The organism is Aquibium pacificum, assembly GCF_040839445.1.
GTDB classification, from domain to species: Bacteria; Pseudomonadota; Alphaproteobacteria; order Rhizobiales; family Rhizobiaceae; genus Aquibium; species Aquibium pacificus.
Map to the genome: position 1 here is coordinate 316484 of NZ_JBDPGJ010000005.1, position 24839 is coordinate 341322.

Here is a 24839-nt window from a genome sequence, read left to right on the forward strand (position 1 = left end):
GAAGTCGGCGCTCGTTGCGATCGGAGCGGCAGTTTCCGTGTCGTTTGCCGTCGCTACTGCAGCCGTAGCGCAGGAAAAGCTGCGCATGGTTACGAGCGTTCCTGCTCAATCCTTCATCTTCAAGGACATTCTCCAGGTTTGGGCCAAGCGGGTGACCGACTCTGCGGGCAGCAGCCTGGAGATCGAAGCCTTTCCGGCGGGCACTCTCGGACGCGACCCGCAGACCCACATCGACATGGTGCGCGATGGCGTCGCCGACATCGGTTACATCGTGCCGGGCTATACGCCGGGGGCATTTCCGGAAGTGACCGTGATGGAACTTCCGACGCTCGTGCCGAGCGCAACCGTTGGATCGCGCGCCGGAGCGCGGATGATCGACGAAGGCTTCTTCCAGGGAACCGGAGCCGAAAACCTTGTGGTGCTGGGAATGTTCTCCACTGCGCCGACGCAGTTGGCGACGACGCGTAAGGTCGAAAGCCTGGAAGACATCAAGGGGCTGAAGCTGCGTGGCGCCGGACCGACCCTGCTCGGGACGATCGAGGCGCTCGGCGCGGTTCCCGTCGGCGGCCTCACGGTGACCAACATCGCGGAGTCTGTGACGCGCGGACTGATCGACGGCTCGGTCAATGAATGGGTGGCGCTGACCATCTTCGGCATTGCCGAGGCGACGAAGTTTCACCTCGTCGCTCCGAACCTCGGTGCTTCGCCGATCATGGTGATCATGAACCGCAAGAAATATGAAAGCCTGTCGCCGGAGCACAAGGCGGCCATCGACGAGAATTCGGGGATGGTGTTCTCCGAGTTCTGGGGAGAGACCTTCGACGGCAACATCGAGAAGTTCAGGTCGGCCGCAATGAAGGATACCGATCGCACCTTTACGGAGCTGACGCCGGAAGAGGAAGCGCGCTGGAACGAGCGGCTCCAGACGGTGATCGCAGACTGGATCTCGAAGACACCGAACGGACAGGCGGTCTACGACCGCTACAGTACCGCCATTCAAGAGGCATCGAAGTAATCCGCGCCTTTGACCGTGTCGGCTCGAGGCAAGTGCGGGCCGAGAATGGCACGGAAGGTCACGACGCAGCACCAACTCGAGTTCTCAGCTCTCATCGGCACGATTGTGCCGATGAGAGCTGAGCCGACCAATCGAGCACTGCGGCGATTTCGACCATTCAAACCTAGAGAACAGCGGACGACGCGACCTGGGCTTCAGCCCAGAAATCAAAGATTGCCAGGGAGGACGACAATGCTGGAAAAGATGGTCAAAGCGGCAGCGGCCGCATGTATCGGCGGAGCGCTTGCGGGAGCACCCGGGGCGATCGCGCAGGAGAAGATTTCGCTGACCGCAGGCTCCGGATTGGCGCTCGCATCCGTGGGTACGTCCGAACTCGCCAACTACTTTCTGCCGGAGGTCAACCGGCGACTTGCCGAAGGCGGGCGCTACCAGATCGAATGGACAACAGGCTGGGGCGGCACCATCGCCGGTCAGTTCGACATGTTCGAGGCTGTCGAGGATGGGATCGTCGACATCGCCTACGTCAACACGCTGCATGAGGGCGCCAAGCTGCCGCTCGAGCAGGTAACATTCGTGACGCCTTATGGCGTCAACGATCTCAAGTCCGCGATCTCGATCTTCAACGCGCTGCGCGAGCGTGTTCCCGCGATGGACGAGCAGTTCATCAAGTACAACCAGCGCCGTCTCGCGGTCGTCGGTCTGCACAATTATGATATCCTCTCGACCTTCAGTATCGAACGATACGAGGACCTGAGCGGACGAAAGATCGGAGCGCCGGGACTTGCTGCCAACTGGCTCACCGGCACCGGGGCGGTACCGGTAACCGGTGCGCTGTCGGAGTATTACAACTCCCTGAAGACCGGCGTGTACGATGGCATCCTGATGTTTCAGTCCGGATTGGCCAGCTTCAAGTTCTACGAAGTTGCGCCGATAATCACCAGGGTCGGATTCGGCTCGCAGATCGTGAGCAACATCACGATCAACGAAGATGTATGGCAAGGTCTTCCGCAGGAAGTGCGCGATGTCCTGGAAGCGGTCGCTTCCGAGTATGAGGACAGGCTGGCGGGTCGGACAATCGAGCAAGCATCAGCCGGTCTGAAGACGGCCCAGGAGAAGGGCGCCACGGTCGTGGCCATGTCCACGGACGAGGTGCGGCGGATGGCGAAGGTCCTGCCGAACATCGCCAAGACGTGGGCGACCGAAGCCGACAGGCAAGGGCTACCGGGAACCGAAGTTCTCAACACCTACATGCGGCTCTCACGGGATGCCGGCGTGGAACTGCTCCGCGATTGGGCCGAGTAGTGGGCAAAGGCCAACATTCGGTCAAGGAAGGCCACGGTTTCGTGAATTTGATTGTTCTGGTTCACACGGCGTCGACGCGGGTGCTTGGGCCCGCGGCGACGTCTATGGCGGTCGTGGGCGCGGCATGGATTTTCGCCATCATGGTGCTGATCAACCTCGATGTCTTCGGTCGTTTCCTGATCTCGAAGCCGATCGACGGCGTACCGGAGACCGTGTCGCTTTCGATTGTCGGCATCGTTTTCATGCAACTGGCAAATACGTTGCGGCAGGAGCGCTTCATCCGGTCCGACATATTGATGGGCCGGCTTCGCCGGGATCGTCCTCGACTTGCCTATGCGCTCGACGCGGTTTTCCACCTTCTCGGCGCCGTCATGTTCGTGCTGATCGCAGTATATCTCTTTCCGAAGTTCCTCCTGGCCTATGAGCGGGGGACCTATGTAGGCAACTTCGGGCGGTTCACGATGGTGATCTGGCCGATCCTGCTCACTATCCTGGTCGGCACGGTCCTGACTTTCGCTCAGTATCTCACCTTCGCTCTGCGTGATGTTCTGGGTGCTTTCGATCGCCTTCCCTCTTTGTCCGACGACCAAGAGCGCAGCGATCCCGCGACCTAGATTTCGGAGCACGCTTCATGGACCCATCGACCATCGGTCTGGTCTCGCTCGCATTGATGGTGCTGCTGATCCAGCTCGGCATCCATATCGCAGTCGTTCTGCTGTTATTGTCCTTCGTCGCCACATGGTTGATCCGCGGCAACGTGGATATTGCGGGAAACCTGCTTGCCAAGGCGGCAGAGACATCACTTCAGAGCTATTCCTTCGGTGTAATCCCCCTCTTTGTGATGATGGGATTGCTCGTTAGCGCCTCGGGAGTGGGCCGCGACACATTCGCTGTGGCAGGCTACGCGTTCAGGCGAATCCTGGCCGGCCTCGGGATGGCAACCGTCGCGGCCAACACCGTGTTCGCGGCGATCAACGGCTCTTCCATCGCCTCCGCTTCCGTCTTCACCAAATTGGCCGTCCCCGAACTTGTCCGGCAAGGATACAATCGGCGCTTTTCGGTGGGTGTGGTAGCGGGTTCTTCCGTGCTCGGCATGCTTATTCCGCCAAGTCTTCTGCTGATTTTCTACGGAATAGTCGCTGAAGTTTCCATCGGCGACCTGTTTACGGCAGGGATTGTTCCGGGCCTGATCCTCGCGGGCGCGTTCATTCTCACCATTGCTGCAATGGCGCGAATTCGACCGAGTTATGTGGGAGATCCCACCACCGACGCAGAGGAGACCTCCCGTCTTTCAGCCCGTGAGATCACATACAAGATCGGCCCGATCACCCTGCTGATCGTGATTGTCATGGGAGGTATCTATGGCGGGGTGTTTACCCCTGTGGAGGCAGGAGGCGTTGGCGCCTTGGCTTCTCTGCTATTGGCGCTGGCCAGACGAAGTCTGACCTGGCGCGGCTTCTGGAAAGTCCTGATAGAGACCGGCTTCGTTACTTCGTCCATCTCCATCCTGATCATTGCCGCACATTTTTACGCAAGTATGTTGTCGCTGTCTCGCCTGCCGACGGTGCTGGGGCTTTGGATCGAGACGGCTGACCTGAGCTTTGGCGTACTGCTGCTGATCTACCTGGCCATCGTCCTCTTGCTCGGAACGGTGCTCGATAGCGTCTCGATAATTCTGATTGCCCTGCCGCTGGTCCAACCGGTGATGGTCAGCATGGGGGTCGACATGGTGTGGTTCGGTATCATCACCATCATCGCCGTGGAAGTCGGTCTGCTCACGCCTCCCCTGGGTCTGTCAGCCTTCGTGATCAAGGCCAATCTCGACGATCCGGAAATCTCGCTGAACGACATTTTCATTGGTGCCGCGCCCTTCGCCATTACGATGCTGATCGTGCTTGCACTGATCGTGTTCCTCCCAGTGCTGGCGACCGGTTTGATCCGCTAGTTTTCGGTCGAGCAAATGACCTGCAGAGAGCCATGCGCTTCTACCCCGGTATGAGTTCCAATCTGCGAGGCCAGGGAAATTGCGATGATGCGGAAAAATACCTCGTTCGCCATGTTCTGAGGAAACGTTCCATGAACAGGAGGGTTGGGCATTGAATTACGTCGCTGCGCAATCGGGCGCCTACCTCCATCATCTCGCTTTCGAAAGCTCGGAGCCCGAACGACTCGCGGGATTCTATGCCGATGTGATGCAGATGGACTTGCAACAGGTTTCCGATTCCGAATGGCGGTGCGAAGGCCCGGCCCGCCGCATCGTTGTAGTGAAGGGACGAGACAAGACCCTCGCCTATGCGGGGCTGGCGGTGCGGGATGCGGATGCGCTCGAAGGAATGCGCGGACGGGCGAGGGGTAGTGGACTGGAGATCGTTTCGAGCCCCTCGCCCTATTTGAATCCTGGAGCCTTCGGCGTGCGGGACAATGACGGCAACCTGATCTGCTTCGGCCTGGCAGGGAAGGATACGGTCAAGACGATGGGAGCCCCGCGACCCCATCATGGCGGACCCATCTGGGGGCCTCTCCAGCATCTCACCTTCGCCAGCCGGGACCTGGAGGGGTTCGTCGACTTCTACCACCGCAAGCTCGGATTTCGGATGGTGGACCGCGTCGTCCGGGAGGATCGCTCGCTGGCGACGGTCTTCGTCACGTCGAACCACGAACATCACACGATCGCCTGTTTCCAGACGAGTGAAGTGGGCGTGGATCATCACTCCTACGAGGCGGGCGAATGGAACTACATCCGCGACTGGTGCGATCATTTTGCCAGTCGGAGGATTCCGCTCGCCTGGGGACCTGGACGACACGGTCCGGGACACAACCTGTTCGCGTTCATCGTGGATCCCGACGGAAACTGGATCGAGATCTCTGCCGAGCTCGAAGTGATCCACGACCGCCCCTGCGAAGACTGGCCCCAGGAGCCTCGCACTCTCAACAAGTGGGGATGGGCCAGGATGCGGTCCTGAGGCCGGGTTCCGAGAAAGGTCGGCTCGACCGCAGGCATCGCGGGTCGAGGGTCGAGTTCGAGCATCCGCGCCTGAGATAAGAAGCACGAACGTCGGCGGTCCTTCCCGCCACATCGGGCCCTGCATCGGGCTTCCAGACTGCAGGGCGGGGAGCTTGGGTCTTTGAGGGATGGACGTTTGATGAACGCGGAGAACACGCCAGTTCTGATTGTCGGGGCGGGCCCCGTTGGCCTCTCGCTTGCCAACGAACTTGGTTGGCGAAAGATACCCCACATCGTGGTCGACGAAGCGGACGGACAGGTTCGTTTCCCGGCCGGCGAAAACATCTTCTCGCGAACCATGGAGCATCTCCGGCGCTGGGGGCTGTCGCAAGCGCTTCGGAACGGAGACGCATTTCCGCCCGACCGGCCACGCAATATCGGCTTTGCCACCCGTTTGTGGGGCTGGCCGCTCGCCTTGTTCGAAGGCAGCTCCAACCGTGGTGCGGCGGATCGCAATTCGCCCGAAGGCGGCCTCTTCTATCCCAGGAAGGCCTTCGACCCGGCGCTGCGAGGTTCCGCCGAGGCCTTCGGGGCAGACCTGCGGTACGGTTGTCGGCTCATCTTCTTCGATCAGGACGAGGGTGGTGTGAGTTGCCTGATCGAAGACGTGAACCGAGGCGTTCGACAGACGATCCGGGCGGGATATGTTGCCGCCTGCGATGGCGCGCGCAGCATGGTGCGCAAGCAGCTCGGCGTGCGCTTGGTAGGCGCTTTCGGAGAAGGGGCGAACTTCGCCGTCTACTTCCGATGTCCCGGCCTGGCCGCACGCCTCGACAGGATGTTCGGTGCCCCGATGGCGCAGGTTCACACCATCTGCGATGAAACCAGAGCCTATCTGACATCCGTCGACGGCGCCGACGAATGGCGGCTGTCCATGTATGCCGACCTGTCGAACCTGCCTGCTCCAGCCGAGGTGGTGTCTCGCACCATCGGTGCTGACCTCCCGTTCGAGGTTTTCAAGGCCCAGCCATGGACAGGCCACCGCGTTGTGGCTGAGCGCTACCGCGTGGGGCGCGTCTTCCTGGCCGGCGACGCGGCCCATCTGCGCTGGCCGAAAGGCGGCTTCGGCGCGAATACCGGCATCGGCGATGCGGTCGATCTTGGATGGAAGCTGGAGGCGGTCCTGCAGGGGTGGGCCGGCGACGGGCTGCTCGACAGCTACCAAGCTGAGCGCCGACCGATCGCCGTACGAAACACCAACGAAGCAGCGAACAACCGTGTTTTCGACACCATGATCCAGTCGAACCCACTGCTCGATCGAGATGACCAGACGGGCGTGGAGTCGCGGATGCGGATGAAGGAAGAGCTCATAGCATTGAGGCTGAGGGAATTCGTAACGCCCGGCATCCAGCTCGGCTACAGATACCGAGACTCGCCAGTCTGCATCGACGACGGAACGCTGGAGCCGCCGGACGACCACATGCTGTATCACCCGTCAACATGGCCGGGCTGTCGGGCGCCGCACATCTGGCTTGCCGACGGGTCCTCGACGCTGGATCTCTTCGGCCGCGGCTTCGTCCTCGTCACAAGCGGAGCAGAGGTCGATAGTGGACGTTTCCAGGAGGTCGCAGACGACATGTCCATTCCGCTCGCGCATCATCACCTTCCGGGCCGGGAAGCGGTGGACGCGTACGAGCGTGCCCTTGTGCTCGTGCGCCCGGACGGTCACGTCTGCTGGCGGGGAGACGCCGTCCCGCACGATATCGAATCCCTATTGGCCACGGTGACGGGCCGAGCTACGGCCGCTGGGTGCCGGTTGGAGAGCGGGACCTGAAACATGGATCATTCCGAACTGCTTCCCCTGCTGTCTGACGAGTGGGATCCTCAGATAGCCCATCTCAGCGACGGCTTTGCCGGTCAGCTGAACGTCTACCGCGTCATGGCGCACAATCCTCCGCTTCTGGCGGGCTGGGCGGGGCTTCGCGACCATCTCGTGACGGGCAATACGCTGGGGCCCGAACTGTCGGAGATCGCCATTCTGAGGATCGGGTATCGACTAGAATCCGAGTATGAGCGGGCGCATCACATCGTGAGGGCGCGCGCCTGCGGTATGTCAGATGCTAGGATCCGCCAAACGTTTGTCGCCGGGGTGCCTGATGATCCCACCGATGCGCCCATCGTCATGGCGATCGACGAACTCCCAGCCACGACCAGGATTTCGGGTCCGACGCTGGAATCACTCATGACGACGGTAGGGCGCCGGGGCGTTCTAGACCTCATTGCCCTCTTCGGATTCTACGTCACGCTCGGAGGCATCCTCAAGACATTTGGGACTCCGATCGACGCCGAGATCGTGGAAGCGCTCGATAGGTCGCCCTTACCGCTGGTATGGCGCCCTGATCTGGTCCGACCCGCGCTCAAGTACACCGGGTCATGCAGCCAGTATCTTGCGTCCTGCGGTGAGACCGTTCACCTTCTCCACGATCGATGCGGCATCGATGCCGTAATGCCGGTAGAGATCACCGATGGTCCCGGTTTGGCCGAAATGCTCCACGCCGCGCGGGATCGTCCGGTGCCCGTGGACGGAGCCGAGCCACGCCAGTGTAGCAGGATGCCCGTCGAACACCGTGATCAGATGGCAGTGACGCGGCAGAACCGACAACAGCCTCTCGATATGACTTTCTGCCTCGGGGTTGCCTCTCGATCGTGCCCTCTGGGCGGCTGTCCAGCCAGCGTTCAGGCGGTCGGCCGAGGTGATGCCCAGGACCGCAACGTCCCGCCGTCCCCGCCCGATCATTCCTGCCGCTCGGATTTCCTCTGGAGCCACCGCACCCTGATAGGCGATCACGACCTCGCAGTTGGGGCCTGGCTCCCGCATCCAGTAGGCGCCATCGATCGTCCCCTGCCGGAAGGCGTCGTCGTCCCGAAGGCGTCATCGGGGGATACGCCGCGCTCATCGACCAGGCCGCGCTCGGTTTCGGGGTTTCCGTGTTCGTTTCGGTCAAGCTGGACAAACAGGTGGATGATGCGCTGGACGCGTTCGAGACGGCGATCGGACAATTCCGGGAGGTTCTCGATTGCTGGCTGATGACCGGCAATCGCGATTACCTGCTGAGAGTTGCCACCAAAGATCTGCACGAGTTCGAAAGGTTCCTCGTAGGCCGCCTGACGAAGGTCCGCGGCGTGGAGTCGATCGAGTCATCGATACCGCTGCGGCGTGTAAAGTCGGGGCTCGCACGGACCGAATGAACTAAGGTATCAACGACGAGTGGAGTGCATTCGCCGGTGCTCAGGAAAACAATGCCTCGTCCATGCGGAGCCGGGCAATCTCCTCCGACAAACGCGTTGTCATCGAAAGCAGATCATCACGATAGAGTTCGATCGCGTTGTCGAACTTCAGGGCGCTGCTGAGCCATATGATCGTGATGCACGCCACGACAGAACCATTCTGGAGAATCGGCGCCGAAATGCTCATCGTATCGACTCGAAAACCCTGCTTTCGGAAACCGACTCCGAGCTCCCTGCACTGGGCCAAGACCGCATCGAGCGGGCCATCGCGGGTCATCAGCGGCATCTTTGCACCGTAGAGGACTTCCAGGCCGGCGATCATGTTCCGGCACTCCATATCGGACGAAAACGCTAGGTAGGCGCGCCCACTCGCCGTGTCGATGAGGGGCAACCGCGTCCCGACCATACCCCGGTCCAGCGCGTACGGGCTCAGATAGTAGGTCGATTCCCGGATCTCCATCCGGTCGTTTTGCAGGACCATGAGATCGACGGGCCAAAGTATCCGCTTGCCGAACCGCACCATTTCGGGGATCACGATCTGACAGACCCAGTCGGCTTCGCGAAATCCGGAACTCAGCGACTTCGCGTGAAGAGCGACACGCCACTTGTTCGAGAGCCGATCCTGAACGATGAAATTGAGCTGCTCCATCGTTTCGAGCAGGCGGTAGACCGTCGGACGCGGAATGCCGGTCGACGCAGCGATTTCGGCGGCCTTCGCCCCATCTCGCGTGTTGATGGCTTGAAGAATCCGAAAGGCGCGTTCGACCGCGCGCACTTGCCCAGAGTCTGAAATCTCACCCTCCCTTGTCCACAGAATGGACATTCCTCGACATATAGCCCGATGGTTCGTCGAGCAAGCAGATTTGACCTGCATCCGCCCGACGCGAGATCGGTTGCCACGGAACCAGTCTGACCGACCGCGTTCGCACTGCGGACACGAGGGATTGACCGATTGGCTGGAGACCTCCTGTGCCGCTTAGTCTGCCGCCAGGCTCTTGAATGGCCATTGACGGACTGAGCGGGAGAGAAACGTGGAGCGCAAGAAGGTGGACGTTGCGGTGATCGGGGCCGGCCCCGTCGGGCTTACTGCCGCACACCTGCTCAGGAAACTGGGAATCTCAAGTATAGTTTTCGAGCGGAATCCTTCGACGTCGTTTCATCCACGCGGGCATGTCGTGAATGCCCGCACGATGGAGATCTTCCGGCAGATCGGCGTCGAGGCCAGGATTGGCGAGGTATCGCTACCCATCCACCAACATGCCGGGATCGGGTTCATGACCAGCCTCGCCGGCGAAGAAATCGGGGTCATCTGGACGCGGCAAGGCGGGAAGCCGACGCCGCAGGAACTGAGTTCGAGCCCATCCTTGAAGAGATCGTGTCCACAGGACGAAGTCGAACCCGTCCTGCGCGAGGCGCTGGAGCGGGATTCCCCGGCCGATACTCTGCGCTTCGGACATGAGATCACGCAGATCAGTCGGCAGGACGACGCGGTGCGACTTCGCTGGACCGCGACGGACAACCGTGAAGGCGAGGTGAAGGCCAGGTTCGTAATCGCAGCCGACGGGGCGCGCAGCTTCGTCAGGGAAGCCCTCGGCATCGGAATGTCCGGAGGCTCGATGGGCCAGCAGATTGGCGTCTACTTCAAGGCCGACCTCTCGCGCTGGCTGCGAGAGCGGCCATACCTGCTCTGGTGGATCTACAATGCTAGGACGACCGGCGTGTTCATATCCCTCGATGGGCGCACGCGGTGGACATACAATTTCGCCTATGGACAGGAGGAATCCCGTTCGGACTTCACCGCTGAGCGGTGCCAGGACATCATCCGCGCGGCCGTGGGCGCGGATGACGTCGAGATCGATATCCAAAGCGTCATGCCGTGGCGGATGCAGGCCCGCGTGGCCGATCGATTCGAGGTCGGCAACGTTTTTCTGGCCGGAGACGCCTGCCACCCGTTGCCGCCGACGGGCGGCCAGGGAATGAACACGGGAGTGGCGGACGTTCACAACCTTGTCTGGAAGATCGGCCATGTCCTCTCCGGATCCGCGCCGCGTGAACTTCTATCCACCTACGAGCCAGAACGGCTTCCGGTCGGCGCGTTCAATGTCGAGCAGAGCAAGCGCAATGCCGAGAAGATGGCTCGTTCTGGCCTCGCCGGGATGCTCGCCAACGACGAGAACGTCTCGAGCAAGATCGAAGGTCCCGAAGGCTGGGCCGTTCGGGATCGCCTTGCCCTGGAGATACCCAAGCAGCGCGAGCACTTCGACTATCCCGGTCAGAATCTGGGCGTGGCTTACGAAAGCGCGATCATCGTCGGCGACGGAACGCCGCCGGTACCCCTGACCATCGAAACATACACACCGTCCGCCCGTCCGGGCAGCCGCGCGCCGCATGTCTGGCTCACACACGGCGACCGGTCATTGTCCTCACTCGATCTCTTCGAGTATTCCGGATTCACCTTGCTCGCCGGCCAGGATGGGAGGCCTTGGGCGGACGCCTTCGCAGCCGTCACCGCGCGGATGGGGCTGCGCGGGGCGGCCTACCAGATCGGCGCGCCGGGACATCCCACGCCGCAGGACGTCGACTGGCTCGGGCTCTACGGACTGTCGGTGAGCGGCGCCGTACTCGTACGCCCGGATGGCCATGTAGCCTGGCGGTCCCGGACGGCCGTGTCAAACCCGGTCGCCGAACTCGAAGAAGCCTTGCGCACGGCGCTCGGTTTCACGATCCATCCCGCCACGGCGGCTCCTAGCCCGTAGGGAGGAACCGACTGACGTCTAACGAGGGCGGCGGCGCGCGACGGCGGCGACCATGTCCGCCGGCCACTGTCCGACCAAGACTCTCTCGAGCTTTGACACGCCCCAGGTCGAACCGGATCAGGCGAAGACGATGCCCTCGTCGTGAAAGACCTTCCGGGAGGAGGGCCGATCACGCAGGCGCGCGTAATAGTCGGCCACGTTACGCGGCAGATCGAGTTTCTGCCGGTCCACTGCCCAGAAGAGCACATAAAACAGACTGCTGTCGGCCATGGACAATCGATCGCCCAGGATGAAACGGTTGTCCCCGAGGCTTTCGGAGACGACGCCGAAGGCCTTCGTCACGATCTCCCGGCCCATGTCCTGAACCCATGTGTGGTCGGCTTCGCTCGGAGCGAACTTCGCGGGCCGGAAAAGCCGCGAGAACCCCTGCATGTGGATCGTCGCCACGACGTAATCCATGATCTCAATTGCGCGCGCCCCGTTCTCCAGACCGGACGGGGCCAGGCCCTTTTCCGGGAACGAGTGCGCGAGCCAGTGGGCGATGGCCGCGAACTCGGTCAGGACGCTTCCGTCGTCCCGCGCGAGCGCGGGCACCTTGGACTTCGGATTCACGCCGACGTAGTCCGGCTTGAACTGTTCCCCATCCTTGATGGCGATCCGGACAGCTTCATAGGGAACCGCAAGCTCTTCGAGCAGGAAGTGTATTCCGATCGAGCAGGCTCCGGGCGAGTAGTAAAACTTCATCATTGACCTCCAGTCATTGCTCCACGCGCAGCAAAATTTTTCCGACATGCGCCCCGGCTTCCATCATCCGGTGCGCTTCGCCCGCCTGGGCAAGGTCGAAAACGGCGGCGATGGCCGGACGAACCCTCGTTCCAAGGAGCGGTAGAACGTCTTTCACAAGGCCGGCGGCGACGATCGCTTTTCGCTCGATGGACAGGGGTCGCAGGAGCGAGCCCGTCAGCTTGATCCGCTTCGCCATGATGGTCCGCAGCGGTACCTGGAGAACCGCGCCGCCGCCGCCCGAGAGATGCGCGATCCACCCGTCCGGCGCCATCATCTCCAGATCCTGCCCGATATGCGCGCCGGCAGACATGTCGAGGAGGGCGGAGATACCCCGGCCATCCGTCGCCGTCATGACACGTTCAGCGAGATCGTCCGCGGAATAGGAAAAGGCCGCCAACGCACCAAAACGCAGCGCGGCTTCCACCTTTCGCTCGGAACCGGCGGTTGCCAGCACGTTGTAGCCGAGCGCAGACATTGCCTGGAGCGCCAGATGTCCCACGCCGCTGGTACCGCCGTGGATCAGCGCGAACTCGTGCTTCTGAAGCGCCATCAGGCCGAAGAAATTCCACCAGGTCGTAAACAAAGCCTCCGGAATCGCCGCCGCCTCCACATCGGAAAAAGCCTCCGGAGCCGGTAGGGTCAGGGCGCTATGCGCGGCCACATACTGGCCATAGCCTCCGCCCTGAACCAGCGCCATCACGCGCTCGCCAATGGCAGGCCGCGCAACCCCGTCGCCGAGGGCGACCACCGATCCGCACACCTCTATGCCCGGAATAGCCAGACCATCGCTGTGCCGGCCCGCCGCGCGCTGATGCACGTCGTGCCTGTTGACGCCGGCGGCCCCCACGCGGATGACCACCTGCCCTTCGGCGGGCATCGGCACCGCCATGTCTGCAGGCTTCAGGACCTCCGGCCCGCCGGCTTCTTCGATGATGATCGCGGTCTGTCTAGCGGGAAGCTGCATTGCCCTCTTTCCAACGGGAGAACGGCTCAGGGACGACAGTTCAGCCTCGATAGCGCAGCGGCTGATCGTTAAGGTGACGGAGACGCGACGCGCTGGATCAGTTCTCGTCGATGACGTCGTTGGCCAGGATTCCGATGCCCGAGATCTCGACCTCTATACGGTCGCCCGGTTTCATGAAGACCTTGGGATTTCGGAACGCGCCGACGCCGCTTGGCGTACCGGTCGCGATCAGGTCGCCTGGAAAAAGCTCGGTGACGATGGAGAGATAGGCGATCAGCTCCGATATCGAGAAGGCGAGGTCGGACAGTTTCGTCTGCTGCATCACCTCGTCGTTCAGCCGCGTTTGCAGCGACAGGGCGGCCGGGTCCGGAATGTCGTCGGTCGTAACCAGCCAGGGTCCTGTCGCGCCCGACCGATCGAAGTTCTTGCCGGCCCAGAACTGGGTCGTATGCCGCTGGTAGTCGCGTATCGATCCGTCGTTTAGGCACGTGTAGCCGCCGACATGGTTCATTGCCTCTTCCTGCGGAATCGCCCTGCCGGACTTTCCGATCACGACCGCCAGCTCGCCTTCGAAATCGAAGTGGTCCGAGATCTTCGGCCGCACGATCGGCTGCCCGTGGCCCACCAGCGTCGCAGGATAGCGCGTGAAGACCGACGGATACTCCGGTTTGTCTCGCCCTGTCTCCTTGATATGCGACATGTAATTGAGGCCGATGCAGATGATCTTGTCCGGATTGGGAACGGGCGGCAGGAGCCTGACCTCCCCCAGGCCCATCTCGCCGCCGTCTGCTGTCTCGAGGCGTTTCGTTGCACTAGCGGACAGGAGGGCACGCAGGTCCGCAAATTCGGCGCGCAATTGCGGTCCGGAGTCGACGATCCGGTCTTCCCGAACCAGTCCGTATGATCTGGTGCCGTCCGGCAGCAGGTATGAGGCTATGCGCACGAGTGGTACTCCGTTTGGCGTCTTGGATGTCGGGGGAGGCGCGACTATTCGCGGTGAACGACGCTGTCGAGCCAGGCGCAGTTTGGCACCGGGTCCGCGGCACGGAAGCCGTCTCGTGCGGTCTTGAACCGCATTTCCCGCATCCTGCGCCGCACTTCGGAATCCTCCGGCAGATGCACGCGCTCATGCCCCCAGGTCGAGGGTCCTTCATGTGTTTCAAAAGGTTGCCAGGTCTTTGGGTCGATTACCTGGGCGCCCCATCCGTATTCGACGAAAAAGTCCGATGGCGTGCGCGAGTAGAAGCTCAGCATGTGATCGTTGGAGTGACGGCCGAGCGTATAGGCGATCCGCTCCTGTTCCTGCTGCGCGATGTCGTATCCTTGTCCGACGTCGTCCAGCGACTGCAGTTCGACCATGAAGTGGTGGATGCCCTTCCTTCCCGATCCCACCATCGCGAAGCTGTGATGGCGTCCGTTGATGTGGAAGAAGTAGAGCGGATAAGGCGTCAGGCCGTAGTCCGTCACCTGAAATCCGAGCAGATCGCGGTAGAATGCCAGGAGCCGGTCGACATTCTCCACATGCAGCACGGCATGGCCCATGCCCAGCGCGCCGGTCTTGAAGCCTGAAATCGGCCGACCGGGAACGAATGGATCGCTCGCGACCTCCGGACCGCAGAAGACTTCGAGGCGGTTTCCGTCGGGATCTTCGAACGAGATCAGCCGCGCGACATGGCGCTGATCCGAAAGGCCCGCGCCATGCTGCGTCACCTCGATCCCTGCATTTTCGAGCTGTCCGCCCAGCGCATCGAGATCGTCGGGGGAGGCAACCTCCCAACCCATGAAGGCCAACCCCTCGCTTCCCTCGCCCGTGACGACCAGGCGCTGCTTGCGGTCGTCCATGCGGAACAGGCGGGACGATCCGCCGCTATCGACTTTCTGCATGCCGAGCAGGCTGGTGGCGAATCCTTCCCAGTCGGAGGTCTTGGTCGAATTGATCCCGATGTAACCCAGTGAGGTCAGCATGTGGCATTTCCCTGCGATCGACGATCGGACCCGGCTTCGACACGGTCGGAATCCGGCGGACGATGAATCCATGCCGATACCGGTCATTGTCTCGCCATGGTGAGTCGGAACCAGCGCATGACTAGCGCGGTCGGCCGCCGATTTCGCCGGCGGAGAGAGCGCCGTCCATCAGGTGGACGCGTCAGCCCCTTGGCATCGGCACCAAGAACTTGATGGCACCGATCCGTCCGCGCGAGAATCAGCGACCGTCGTCGTGTCCGCCAGTTGGACAACATTGCAATAACTGTCATCGACAACCGCGGGAGTCTGCCAAATCATGCAGTTCGATCGTGTCGGGAGGAGGTGCCGGTTGAATTCGATTGATCGCGGGCTGCGCAATGCGACGCACTGGCTGGCCCTGATCGGCTTCGCCGGTCTCTTCCTGTTGGCGCTCATGACCACCGTCGATGTTCTCATGCGGTGGTTGTTTTCCGCGCCGCTGCATGGCGTGAACGATGTGAGCGCCGTCGTCATGGGCGTCGTGATCGCGTGCTGTATCCCCGCGAACCTCGCGGAACGAAAGAACATCTCGGTCGAGATTCTCGGCGCTATGGCTGGCGCACGCACATCCCTTGCTCTCAGTGCCTTCTCAAGTGTCGTGGTTCTGGTCTTCATCTCGCTGATGGCCTGGCAGTTCGTCCCCTTCACCCAGGGCGTCTACCGCAGCGGACGGGAAACCTGGGTGCTTGCCTGGCCCATCTGGCCGTGGTGGTCGGCGGCGACTTTGCTGCTGATCTTTGCGGCAATCGTTCAGGCGGCCAACCTGATCCGCGACCTCATGGCGCTCTTCGTCGGTCGCGGTACCGGGCCGGTATGGTCCGCTGTGCCGGACGAGTCCGACGACCGCTGACGAGAGCAGGACCCATGGACGCTTCAACTATCGCATTGATCGGTTTCGTGGGCATGTTCGTGCTGATCATCCTGCACGTGCCCATCGGCGTCGCGATGGCAGTCGTCGGGGTCGGTGGTTTCGCCGCGATCGCAGGCCTGGGACCTGCGCTCACTCTGCTGGCGACCGAGCCCGCTTCGACGATGTCGAGCCTCGATCTGGCTGTCATCCCGCTCTTCATGCTGATGGGCGGGCTCGCCACCGCAGGAGGTCTGGCGCGCGACATCTTCTCGTCCGCCCAGGCGCTGGTTGGTCACCGGCCGGGAGGGCTGGCGGCTACGACAATCGTGGCGAGCGCGGGTTTCGGGGCGGTGTGCGGATCGGGCGTGGCGACGACTGCGACCTTTGGTCGAGTCGCTCTGCCGGAAATGCTGGAGCGTGGCTATTCAAAGGGAAGCGCGGCTGGATCGGTCGCCGCCGGGGGTACGCTCGGTATCATCGTTCCACCATCCAGCATCATGGTACTCTATGCAGTGCTGGCCGAGCAGTCGGTACTGAAACTGTTCTCGGCGGCGATCGTACCGGCAATCTTGTCTGTTGTTCTCTATCTCACGGCAATCTCGGTCGTGGCGCGGCGAAATCCTTCCGCCATGCCCCGCACGGAACGCCTCCCTGTTCGCGAGAGGGTGAAGGCGCTCGGCAAGGCCTGGGGAGCCATTACACTCGCTGTCGTCGTCCTCGGCGGCATCTATTCAGGCGTCTTCACGGTCAACGAGGCCGCGGCGGTCGGCGTGGTCTTCGCGTTCTTCTTCGCCTTACTCAGGGGACGGCTCAACCGCCGCACCTTCCTCCACGTCCTGTCGGAAGCCAGTGTAGCGACGGTCATGATCTACGTGATGGTATTCGGCGCGATGATTTTCTCGTATTTCGTGAGCGTCACGGGCATTACGGGCGACATCATCGGAGGCATCGAGCACCTGAACCTCCCGCCGACGGCGGTCGTGTTTCTTCTCGTTGTCGTATACGTCGTTCTGGGTGCCATTTTCGATGAGGTAGCCGCGATTGTCGTGACGCTTCCCTTCGTCCTCCCTGTCATCCTCGCTATGGGATACGACGCAGTGTGGTGGGGCATCCTGAACGTCTCGCTCGTCGGTATCGGCATGCTCACGCCGCCGATCGGCATCAACGTCATGCTGCTCAATTCCATGCGCGCCGATATTTCGCTTTCGGAGATCTACAGCGGTGTCACCCCCTACATCCTGGCAGACTGCGCCAGGATCGTGATTCTGGTCCTGTTCCCCGCGGTCACGCTCTGGCTCCCAAGCGTAATGTAGATTGCCTACGCACGCGACGGATCCGAACTTGCAGATCGATGAGCCGAAGCCGCTCGCGACGACGGAACCGGTTGCACGCATCTATCGGAGTCGGGATTCCAGATCTGGGAAAAATGGAGATGACCGGTTCGGCTCCCAGCGAGAGGGCCAGGAACGGGGCCCCTACATCTGAGCTGTCCGATCAAACTGGAGAAGACTTGGTTGGCGCTGAATCGGCATCCAAGTGAGCGTTCGCCCGAATCGGATTGCCAGCAAAAAATCCGGGAACTGCACGTGGGAAATGGTTCTCCGAGATCTTCTCCTATTGCTTCTTCGCGCCCCCCTGTGCTGAACGGCAGCTTACCGCTGGTCGATCCCCAGAACCGGACAATCCGTTCTCGGCCCCCTTCTTGCCAATCGCTTACGAGCCGCAATCAAAACATGGGAAATCAGGTTTCATTGCCGCTTCCGGCCACTGGGTAGATGTATCTGGATTTACACTCGTCGGAAAGTTTGCGGGCGCGGTTGAAGTCAGGCGTCCCCGGAGTCAGTTCGTGCTCGTGCAGGCTGACTAAAAGCTCCAAATCTTCGATTGGCAGAGAACTGCCTTGCCGAAAGTCGTTGAAGATCTCGCCTTGACGTTCTTCCGAGACCTTTCGGTAGTGGGCTTCAGTGATGGTCTCGGTTTCATGCCCCAGGTTTTGCGACCATGCGCGCCGCTGTTCCGATGTCCTGCAGAAATCGTCTCGGATCGACGCCAGATAGTGCTTCGCGCAGTGCGGATTGTAGTAGCCGATGGCGGCTGCCTGACAGATACGCTTGAACGCGCGCCTCACACCTGTGTCGGAATCACACGGTTCTATGGCCACCCGAAGTGAGCGCTCGAGTAGCTTTGTGCTGGCAAGACTACGGTCCGGCGGGAACAGGGCATCCGCTCCGGTGCAGCCGAGATCGAGCAGTTCTTCGATCCATTCGATTAGGATCTTCCGAATTTCCTCATCGACCGGGAACCACCAAGTTTTCTGGCTTTTCGAGTTCTTGATCCGCATCTGGGTCGCATCCTGAACAACCAGGCGCCTCTGCACGTCGACAAACCCGAGCCGCAGCGACGCGGTCGCATTACTTCATGTGCCGAGCAGGAAGCTCGCTGCTACGATTGCACGGTCACGGCGTTGGAAGAGGGTCGAAGCCGGGGCGCACGAAACCATGCGGCAAACTTCATCCGTGGTTGGCCAGTCCCTGACAGCTGAACGAGGGGCTTGCGCCATGGCGCCCTTGGGTAGTTTGAAATTGTCGCAGATCGTCTTGTTTAGTTTCCGGTATCCGTCCTGCTCAACAAGCCACCGGAAGAACTGGGCCATATGCGCTGCTCTGTGCTGAATGGTCGATCGGCTCATCTCGCCGAGAGACGCAATCAGGTATCCCCGGTATTTCGCGGCGTCCGCAGGTTGGAGCGATCGAAGGTTCCTACCGTTGTGGTAAGCTTCAAAGTCCCGAAGCGAAGCCAGGTGGGCGTCGACCGTCTTCTCGTCATTGCAGGCGCCGTACAGCTGGTACTCGTAAATGATCCGCTCGTTGTCTCCCGGTGACAGAGTAGGAAGGGGACCAACTTTCCCAACACCAGCCTGCATCGCGCCCTTATGTTCGTCTACCAAGCCCGGGGCGATGTTGGACTCAGGGTAGGATTCGAGCTCGTCGCATAGCGTCTCACTAATCACCTTCCGAACTATACGCTCACACAAGGGACAGGGTGCAATCGCCCAGAGCCCTCGGCCATGTAAGCGAGAAATGAACAACTTCTCAGGAGTAGGGGTGACGCGGGTCCCACAGGGAAGGCACTTGAACTCAAGCAGCGACAAGGGGCGATACCTCATCTTGTGCATGTGGTCATGGAAGCGCTTCAGCTCGGACCCGCGAAACAGCTGCGGCTGACGATGGTCGACGGGCCGAAGCCCTCCCTTGACCCAATTGGTGATCGTGTTTCGACAGGTGTCATAAAGCTCCATGACATCCTCGACGCTATGTACACGATTGGCTTTCGGCCGAATGCCGCGGTAGGAGCGGCTCATTTGCTGCCTCGCACGTAGCCGCGCGGGGCAGTGGGCATGCGAGTCTCCCACTCCAGAAGGCAAGATAGAGCCCAGCGCGTTGTACCCGGCGAGACGACAATGGGCTGCGGGAAATGAGGGTCGTTGTTGCGCCACCGCCAGATAGTCGCGCGAGACACACCGTAGCGTTTCGCAACTTCCCGATCGGTGAGATAACGGTCGTCCGGGTCGGTCGTCCGAAGATTGCGGTCCCCGGCAGGTCTAAGCTTAGGCGTTCCCCTGCGAGCCTTCGCAGTGGGCGGCGTCTCTGGAGCCGGCTCACCCAGATGAGCCTTCAGAAGAGGCATCATCAATCGGTGAGAAAAGGTCTTGTCGGTCGCTGTCTCGCTCTGAAGACATAGACGTGCTCACCCATCCTGGGTTGGGTGCACGTCATGCGCTTTCAGTTTCGATCAGGTCTTGCGACCGTTCGCTATGGTCTGACGACGCGTTTTCGTCAGATGGAGACTGGATAAGGCGATTCGACGCTGGAGGGCAAGCCATTCAGTTCAAGAGAGCAGCCTACGACCCTTAGAGCCAAACCAAGAGGCAGCAGATGTGGGGTTTGATGTGGGCCTGACTTCAATGAGCACCATAAAGCGGAATGAAATCAGACGCTTGCTGAAAACGCTGGCGGAGAGGATGGGATTCGAACCCACGAGGCCCTTCCGGGCCTACTCCCTTAGCAGGGGAGCGCCTTCGACCACTCGGCCACCTCTCCGGTGACGCCCGGATAAACAAGATTAGCCGGATGCACAAGGGTTCGCGCCGCTTATCCCGAGTGGAGGCTTTTCGCGGAGGGGCCGCCGGCTGCCCCGAGGCGCGATGCTGGCCGTGGGGGTGCGCGGGAAGATCGGTACTCCCGACGCGCCGCGTCCCCGCTCAGTGCCGCGCCTTGCCCTCCGCCCTGGCAACGAAAGCGGCGATCGTCGCCGGCAGATCCCCGGTTTCCAGCAACGGCGCATGGCCCTGGCCTTCCACGGTCACCGCCTCCAGGTCGGGATGGCGGCGTTCCATCTCCTTCAGCGTGTCGGCCGACAGGAGTTTTGAATTGGCGCCGCGGATCGCGAGCAAGGGCACCGTGGTGAGGCCGTGGAACTGCGCCCAGAGTTCGGGCAGCGGCTCGTTGAAATCGATGCTGGTGATCGTCTTCAGGAGCGCGGGGTCGTAGTCCGGAACCAGCCGGCCGTCTTCCTGGCGATAGTTCGCGCGCGCCTGCCGATCCCAGTCGGCGTCGCCGAGCGCGGAAAAGGCCTGGCCATGGGCGCCGCGCTGGATGGCGACCGCCTCCTCCAGTGTGTTCGGCTTCGGCGCGCGCTCCAGGTAGGAACGGATCTGCGCCAGCCCGGCGCCGTCGATGCGGGGCCCGACGTCGTTGAGCACGACGCCCTTCAGCACCCCCGGCCGCATCGCTGCCAGCACGTGGATGATCAACCCTCCGCGCGACGTGCCGATGAAGACGCCGTGCTCGATCCCCATGGCGGTCAACCCGGCCAGCACGTCGCCCGCCTCGACCCTGACGTCGTAGTTGCGCCAGTTGGCGTCCCGTTCGGATTCGCCGCGCCCGCGGTAGTCGAAGGCCACCACGGTCCGGCCCGTCTCTCCGTGCCGGGAAAGATGCAGCGCGAGTTCGTGGAAGTCGCGCGCGTTGCGCGTCAAGCCGGGCAGGCAGATCACCGGCAGCCCGCCGCCGCTCCCGTAGATCCGCGCGTGCAGCCGCAGCGCGTCGGAGGAGGTGTAGAAGAAGTCCCGGGAACCGTCCGTCTCGGTCAAGCCATGCCTCCGACGGGCCGAAAAATCGGCCCGATGTTTCAGGGGAGGGACCGTAACGTCCGCGCCCGGCGAAGGCAATTTAGCGTCCCTGCACAAGGTCGCCGGCGATGTCGATGCGGCCGGTCAGCCGCATCTTGTAGACCTGGTAGTTTTCCATCACCCGCTGAACGTAGTCGCGCGTCTCGGTGTAGGGGATGCGCTCGATCCAGTCGACGACCTCCTCCACGGATTTGCCGCGCGGGTCGCCGTAACGCTCCGCCCACTCCCGCGCGCGGCCGGGGCCGGCATTGTAGCCTGCGAAGGTGAGCACGTAGGAGCCTTCGAAGCGGCCGAGTTGCTGGCCGAGGAAGGCGGCGCCGAGCGTGGCGTTGTAGCCGGCATCGCTCGTCAGCCGTTCGCTCGAATAGGCGAGGCCGGCGTGGCGGGCCATTTCCCTGGCCGTGCCGGGCAGGAGTTGCAGCAGCCCGCGCGCGCCGGCGCCGGAAACCGCGGTTGCCCGGAACTCGCTCTCCTGGCGGGCCACCGCATAGGCAAGCGCCTTGCCGGCGCTCTCGATCTTCGCCGTCTCGGGAATGGCGCCCACCGGGTGTGCCAGCGCCCCGATGTCGATGCCGCGCAGCACCGCCGCCTTGCCGACCTTGAGCGCCAGATAATGGTCCTCGCGCGCCTCGGCCATCTGCGACAGCAGCGCCAGTTCGCCGGCGCTGGCGAGTTCGTCTGCGAGCGCGCGGTAGAGGATGTCGGCGCGCCTCGTGTCCCCGGTCTCCTCGAGGCGACGGATCGCGGCGACGGCCTCGCGGTTCGTGAAGGCTGCCCGGTCCCGGATCGTTGCTTCTGGACGGCCCGCGAACACCGTGTCGCGGCCGAGATTTACCGCCGCGAGCTGGCCGTAGAAAGCCGTGCCGTGCGCGGCCGCCTTCTCGTAGTAGGCCCTGGCATCGCCCGGACCGCCCGCCTCGGCGGCTCGCGCGAGCCAGTAGTAGCCCCGCGACTGCGAGATCGCGCCCGAGGTGATCTCCGGGATCCTTGCGAAATGCGTGTGCGCCTTTTGCGGATCGCCGAGGAAGCGAAGCGCGTACCAGCCCGCGTGGAATTCGGCGTCGGCCGCCGGGCCGGGGCTCTCGGCGGCATGATTGGCGGCGATCTCGTAGGCGAGTTCCGGCTTGCCGATGTCGAGCAGTTCGCGCGACAGCACGCGACGCTCCACCCACCACGCGTCCGGATCGACGAGGGCGGTGGCGTCCGTCGAGGCGCCGAGCATCAGCCCCGCGGCCTCCGAAAAGCGTCCTTTGCGGCGCAGGTACTTGGCCTTGGCGTAGATATACGCGTCCGAGCGCTGGTCCGCGGGTACGGCGTCGAGCAGCTTGCCGGCGTCCCTGCCGCCGCGCACGAACGCGGCCCAGGCTTCCGCCAGTTCTTCGGCCTCCGCAAGCGCCGCCACGCGCATCGCCGAGTTCACGCGCTCGTCGTAGAGCATCCGCTCCATTCGTCGTCGGTGCGCCGCGACCGGCAGGATGTCGCCGAACTCCTTGAGGATCGCGCGCTCCTCGCCGGCGTCGAGTTTTTCCGACCCCCACAGGCTTGAGATCGCCTCCTGCGCCTTTATCTCCTCGCCGACGCCGAGGTAGGCACGAGTCAGAAGCACGGTGCCTTGCAGCGTCTGCGGGCGGGTTCCCTCGAACGACTTTACGACTTGCTCGGCGTCCGGCTTCTCGCGCGCCACGGCGCGTTCGCTGTTGCGCCGAAGCACCGCCGCGCCGGGCCAGCCGGACAGTTCGGCCGCGGCCTGTGCGATCTCTCCGCTGGACACCTCGCCATAGCCGCCCAGCGCCAGGGCCCAGGTCAGGATGCGCCGGTCGAGCGAGCCGTCCGGCAGTCCGTCGCGCACGGCCTTGGCGGCGATGACGTCGTCGCCCGACAGCGCGTCCAGTCCGATCCTCAATGGCTCGATTTCGGGTTCAGGCGGTTCCGGCGCTGGGTCCGCCTCCGCCTGTGTCAGCGCCGCCGTCGCAGTCGCTGACGGATCGACGCCGGCCTCCGCCACTGGCCGCGGCTCGGGGATGGGCGCGTCCTTTCCGGGAAGCTCCACTTTCGCCGCCGCGGGCGCCGCCAGCAGCGTCAGCCACAGCATCGCGACCGGAGCCCGAGCCGAAAAGGCTTTCAACTGCAAGATCATCAAGGTTCCCGAATCAATCTGCCATGCTCGAAGTAGGCCACCAAAAAGATAACGCGCCTTGAACGGCCGGTTTCGGTCTGTTGCCGCGCGCAGCCGCTGCGCCTATGGTGCGCGGCCTTGCAATCGGCTATGGAGCCGTGCCCCGCGGTCTGGTCCCGCGCTTCTTGCCTACGGAGTTCGTCAGAAAAATGTTCAGAGGCTCGTTTACCGCTCTCGTGACACCCTTCCAGCGGGATGGCAGCTTCGACGAGAAAGCCTTCAAGGCCTTCGTGGAGTGGCAGATCGCGGAAGGCTCGAACGGCGTCGTGCCCGTGGGCACCACCGGCGAGTCGCCGACGCTCTCGCATGACGAGCACCGGAAGGTCGTGAAGGCCTGCATCGACGTCGCAAAGGGCAAGGTGCCCGTCATCGCCGGCGCCGGCTCCAACAACACGGTAGAGGCCGTCTCCCTGGCCCGCTTCGCTGAAGAGGCCGGCGCGGACGCGCTGCTGGTGGTCACGCCCTACTACAACAAGCCGACGCAGCGCGGGCTCTACGAGCATTTCGCCACCGTTGCCCGTTCGACCACTTTGCCGATCTTCATCTACAACATCCCGCCGCGCTCGGTCATCGACATGACGCCTGAGACGATGGGACGGCTCGCGCACGACTTCTCCAACATCGTCGGCGTCAAGGACGCCACCGGCAAGGTCGAGCGCGTCTCCGAGCAGCGCATCACTTGCGGCACGGATTTCATACAGCTGTCGGGCGAGGACGCCTCCGCGCTCGGCTTCAATGCCCATGGCGGCGTCGGCGCGATCTCGGTGACGTCGAACGTCGCGCCGCGGCTCTGCGCCGAGTTCCAGGAGGCGACGCTTTCGGGCGACAATGCGAAGGCGCTCGAGCTGCAGGACCGGCTGATGCCGCTGCACAAGGCGATCTTCATCGAGCCTGGCGTCTCCGGCGCCAAGTACGCTCTGTCGCGGCTCGGCCGGGCGGAAAACGTCGTGCGTTCGCCGCTGGTCACCATCGAGGAGGCGACCGCCGGGAAGATCGACGCCGCGATGAAGCACGCCGGCCTCTTGAACTGACGCGCCGAAGACGCATCTCTCAGCCATGGTACAGGTCAAGAAAGCCGATCCGAACAACCGCACCGTTGCCGAGAACCGCAAGGCCCGCTTCTCCTACGAGATCCTCGACACGCTTGAGACGGGTCTGGTGCTCACCGGCACGGAGGTGAAATCGCTGCGCGGCGGGCATGCCAACATCCAGGACAGCTACGCCTCCAGCGAGGGCGGCGAGATCTGGCTGATCAACTCCTACCTGCCGGAATATCTGCAGGCCAACCGCTTCAACCACGAGCCGCGGCGGCGCCGGAAGCTCCTGGTCAAGAAGCGCGAGATGGCCAGGCTCGCCCAGGCCGTCGACCGCGAGGGCATGACCATGGTGCCGCTCAAGATCTACTTCAACGACCAGGGCAGGGCCAAGCTGCTCCTCGGCGTGGCGCGCGGCAAGAAGCTGCATGACAAGCGCCAGACGGAGAAGGAGCGCGACTGGGCGCGGGAAAAGGGCCGGCTCCTGAAGGAACGGGGCTAGGCGAGGGGACTGCCCCTCCGCTCGTCC

The 24839-nt window shown here is 62.7% G+C and carries 22 protein-coding genes, 1 tRNA gene and 1 pseudogene; 12 read left to right on the forward strand and 12 right to left on the reverse strand.

Annotated elements, in window-relative coordinates:
- Positions 1-85 precede the first annotated feature (85 nt).
- From ABGN05_RS21925 to ABGN05_RS21950, 6 genes are all read left to right on the forward strand, one after another.
- On the forward strand, positions 86-1015 hold the full coding sequence (locus ABGN05_RS21925) for a TRAP transporter substrate-binding protein (protein WP_367956179.1): 930 nt from the start codon (positions 86-88) through the stop codon (positions 1013-1015).
- 231 nt (positions 1016-1246) lie between these two features.
- Positions 1247-2317: a C4-dicarboxylate TRAP transporter substrate-binding protein gene (locus tag ABGN05_RS21930; protein ID WP_367956180.1), complete on the forward strand. Its 1071-nt coding sequence runs from the start codon at positions 1247-1249 to the stop codon at positions 2315-2317.
- 41 nt (positions 2318-2358) lie between these two features.
- Positions 2359-2931 carry a TRAP transporter small permease subunit gene (locus ABGN05_RS21935; protein WP_367956181.1) on the forward strand — a complete coding sequence of 191 codons (573 nt, stop codon included), beginning with the start codon at positions 2359-2361 and terminating at the stop codon, positions 2929-2931.
- A 17-nt stretch (positions 2932-2948) separates the two neighbouring features.
- Positions 2949-4262, forward strand: a complete 1314-nt coding sequence (locus ABGN05_RS21940) for a TRAP transporter large permease (protein ID WP_367956182.1) — start codon at positions 2949-2951, stop codon at positions 4260-4262.
- 151 nt (positions 4263-4413) lie between these two features.
- Positions 4414-5280 carry a VOC family protein gene (locus ABGN05_RS21945; RefSeq protein ID WP_367956183.1) on the forward strand — a complete coding sequence of 289 codons (867 nt, stop codon included), beginning with the start codon at positions 4414-4416 and terminating at the stop codon, positions 5278-5280.
- 180 nt (positions 5281-5460) lie between these two features.
- Positions 5461-7095 (forward strand): FAD-dependent monooxygenase, encoded by a 1635-nt coding sequence (locus ABGN05_RS21950; protein WP_367956184.1) that lies wholly within the window; start codon positions 5461-5463, stop codon positions 7093-7095.
- Between the two features lie 597 nt (positions 7096-7692).
- Here the strand turns inward: ABGN05_RS21950 and ABGN05_RS21955 are convergent.
- Positions 7693-8187: pseudogene (locus ABGN05_RS21955) on the reverse strand (transketolase); the annotation flags it as partial.
- Between the two features lie 62 nt (positions 8188-8249).
- On the opposite strand from ABGN05_RS21955, the gene ABGN05_RS21960 reads away from it, so the two are divergent.
- Complete coding sequence (locus ABGN05_RS21960) at positions 8250-8510, forward strand: Lrp/AsnC ligand binding domain-containing protein (RefSeq protein ID WP_367956185.1); 261 nt, start codon at positions 8250-8252, stop codon at positions 8508-8510.
- 40 nt (positions 8511-8550) lie between these two features.
- Here the strand turns inward: ABGN05_RS21960 and ABGN05_RS21965 are convergent, their stop codons facing one another.
- Entirely contained in the window at positions 8551-9372 is an 822-nt protein-coding gene (locus ABGN05_RS21965) for a helix-turn-helix domain-containing protein (protein ID WP_367956186.1), read from the reverse strand.
- A gap of 208 nt (positions 9373-9580) precedes the next feature.
- Here ABGN05_RS21965 and ABGN05_RS21970 point away from each other — a divergent pair, with 208 nt between their 5' ends.
- Complete coding sequence (locus ABGN05_RS21970; protein WP_367956187.1) at positions 9581-11305, forward strand: FAD-dependent monooxygenase; 1725 nt, start codon at positions 9581-9583, stop codon at positions 11303-11305.
- Positions 11306-11422: 117 nt separating this feature from the next.
- Here the strand turns inward: ABGN05_RS21970 and ABGN05_RS21975 are convergent, their stop codons facing one another.
- From ABGN05_RS21975 to ABGN05_RS21990, 4 genes are all read right to left on the reverse strand, one after another.
- Positions 11423-12052: a glutathione S-transferase family protein gene (locus tag ABGN05_RS21975; protein ID WP_367956188.1), complete on the reverse strand. Its 630-nt coding sequence runs from the start codon at positions 12050-12052 to the stop codon at positions 11423-11425.
- 10 nt (positions 12053-12062) lie between these two features.
- A complete protein-coding gene (locus ABGN05_RS21980; protein WP_367956189.1) occupies positions 12063-13055 on the reverse strand; it encodes an NAD(P)H-quinone oxidoreductase in 993 nt (330 codons plus the stop codon).
- Between the two features lie 97 nt (positions 13056-13152).
- Positions 13153-13998 (reverse strand): fumarylacetoacetate hydrolase family protein, encoded by an 846-nt coding sequence (locus ABGN05_RS21985; protein WP_367956190.1) that lies wholly within the window; start codon positions 13996-13998, stop codon positions 13153-13155.
- A 44-nt stretch (positions 13999-14042) separates the two neighbouring features.
- A complete protein-coding gene (locus ABGN05_RS21990; protein ID WP_367956191.1) occupies positions 14043-15020 on the reverse strand; it encodes a VOC family protein in 978 nt (325 codons plus the stop codon).
- A 349-nt stretch (positions 15021-15369) separates the two neighbouring features.
- Between ABGN05_RS21990 and ABGN05_RS21995 the strand changes: the two genes are divergently transcribed.
- Positions 15370-15909: a TRAP transporter small permease gene (locus ABGN05_RS21995; protein ID WP_367956192.1), complete on the forward strand. Its 540-nt coding sequence runs from the start codon at positions 15370-15372 to the stop codon at positions 15907-15909.
- A gap of 14 nt (positions 15910-15923) precedes the next feature.
- Positions 15924-17222, forward strand: coding sequence for a TRAP transporter large permease (locus ABGN05_RS22000; RefSeq protein WP_367956193.1), 1299 nt, complete (start codon positions 15924-15926; stop codon positions 17220-17222).
- A gap of 428 nt (positions 17223-17650) precedes the next feature.
- Here ABGN05_RS22000 and ABGN05_RS22005 read toward each other — a convergent pair whose 3' ends face one another.
- From ABGN05_RS22005 to ABGN05_RS22030, 6 genes are all read right to left on the reverse strand, one after another.
- On the reverse strand, positions 17651-18250 hold the full coding sequence (locus tag ABGN05_RS22005; RefSeq protein ID WP_367956194.1) for a site-specific integrase: 600 nt from the start codon (positions 18248-18250) through the stop codon (positions 17651-17653).
- A gap of 75 nt (positions 18251-18325) precedes the next feature.
- Positions 18326-19270, reverse strand: a complete 945-nt coding sequence (locus tag ABGN05_RS22010) for a site-specific integrase (RefSeq protein ID WP_367956195.1) — start codon at positions 19268-19270, stop codon at positions 18326-18328.
- Positions 19267-19599 (reverse strand): helix-turn-helix transcriptional regulator, encoded by a 333-nt coding sequence (locus ABGN05_RS22015; RefSeq protein ID WP_367956196.1) that lies wholly within the window; start codon positions 19597-19599, stop codon positions 19267-19269. The genes ABGN05_RS22010 and ABGN05_RS22015 overlap by 4 nt, the downstream gene beginning before the upstream one ends.
- Positions 19600-19919: 320 nt before the next feature.
- Positions 19920-20009 (reverse strand) — tRNA-Ser (locus ABGN05_RS22020).
- Between the two features lie 161 nt (positions 20010-20170).
- Positions 20171-21061, reverse strand: a complete 891-nt coding sequence (locus ABGN05_RS22025) for an alpha/beta fold hydrolase (protein ID WP_367956197.1) — start codon at positions 21059-21061, stop codon at positions 20171-20173.
- Positions 21062-21140: 79 nt separating this feature from the next.
- Entirely contained in the window at positions 21141-23237 is a 2097-nt protein-coding gene (locus ABGN05_RS22030) for a lytic transglycosylase domain-containing protein (protein ID WP_367956198.1), read from the reverse strand.
- A 188-nt stretch (positions 23238-23425) separates the two neighbouring features.
- Here ABGN05_RS22030 and dapA point away from each other — a divergent pair, with 188 nt between their 5' ends.
- On the forward strand, positions 23426-24307 hold the full coding sequence (dapA, locus tag ABGN05_RS22035) for a 4-hydroxy-tetrahydrodipicolinate synthase (RefSeq protein WP_367956199.1): 882 nt from the start codon (positions 23426-23428) through the stop codon (positions 24305-24307).
- Between the two features lie 25 nt (positions 24308-24332).
- The gene (gene smpB / locus ABGN05_RS22040) at positions 24333-24812 is read left to right on the forward strand and encodes an SsrA-binding protein SmpB (RefSeq protein ID WP_367956200.1); all 480 of its coding nucleotides are present in this window, start codon (positions 24333-24335) and stop codon (positions 24810-24812) included.
- Positions 24813-24839: the final 27 nt, after the last annotated feature.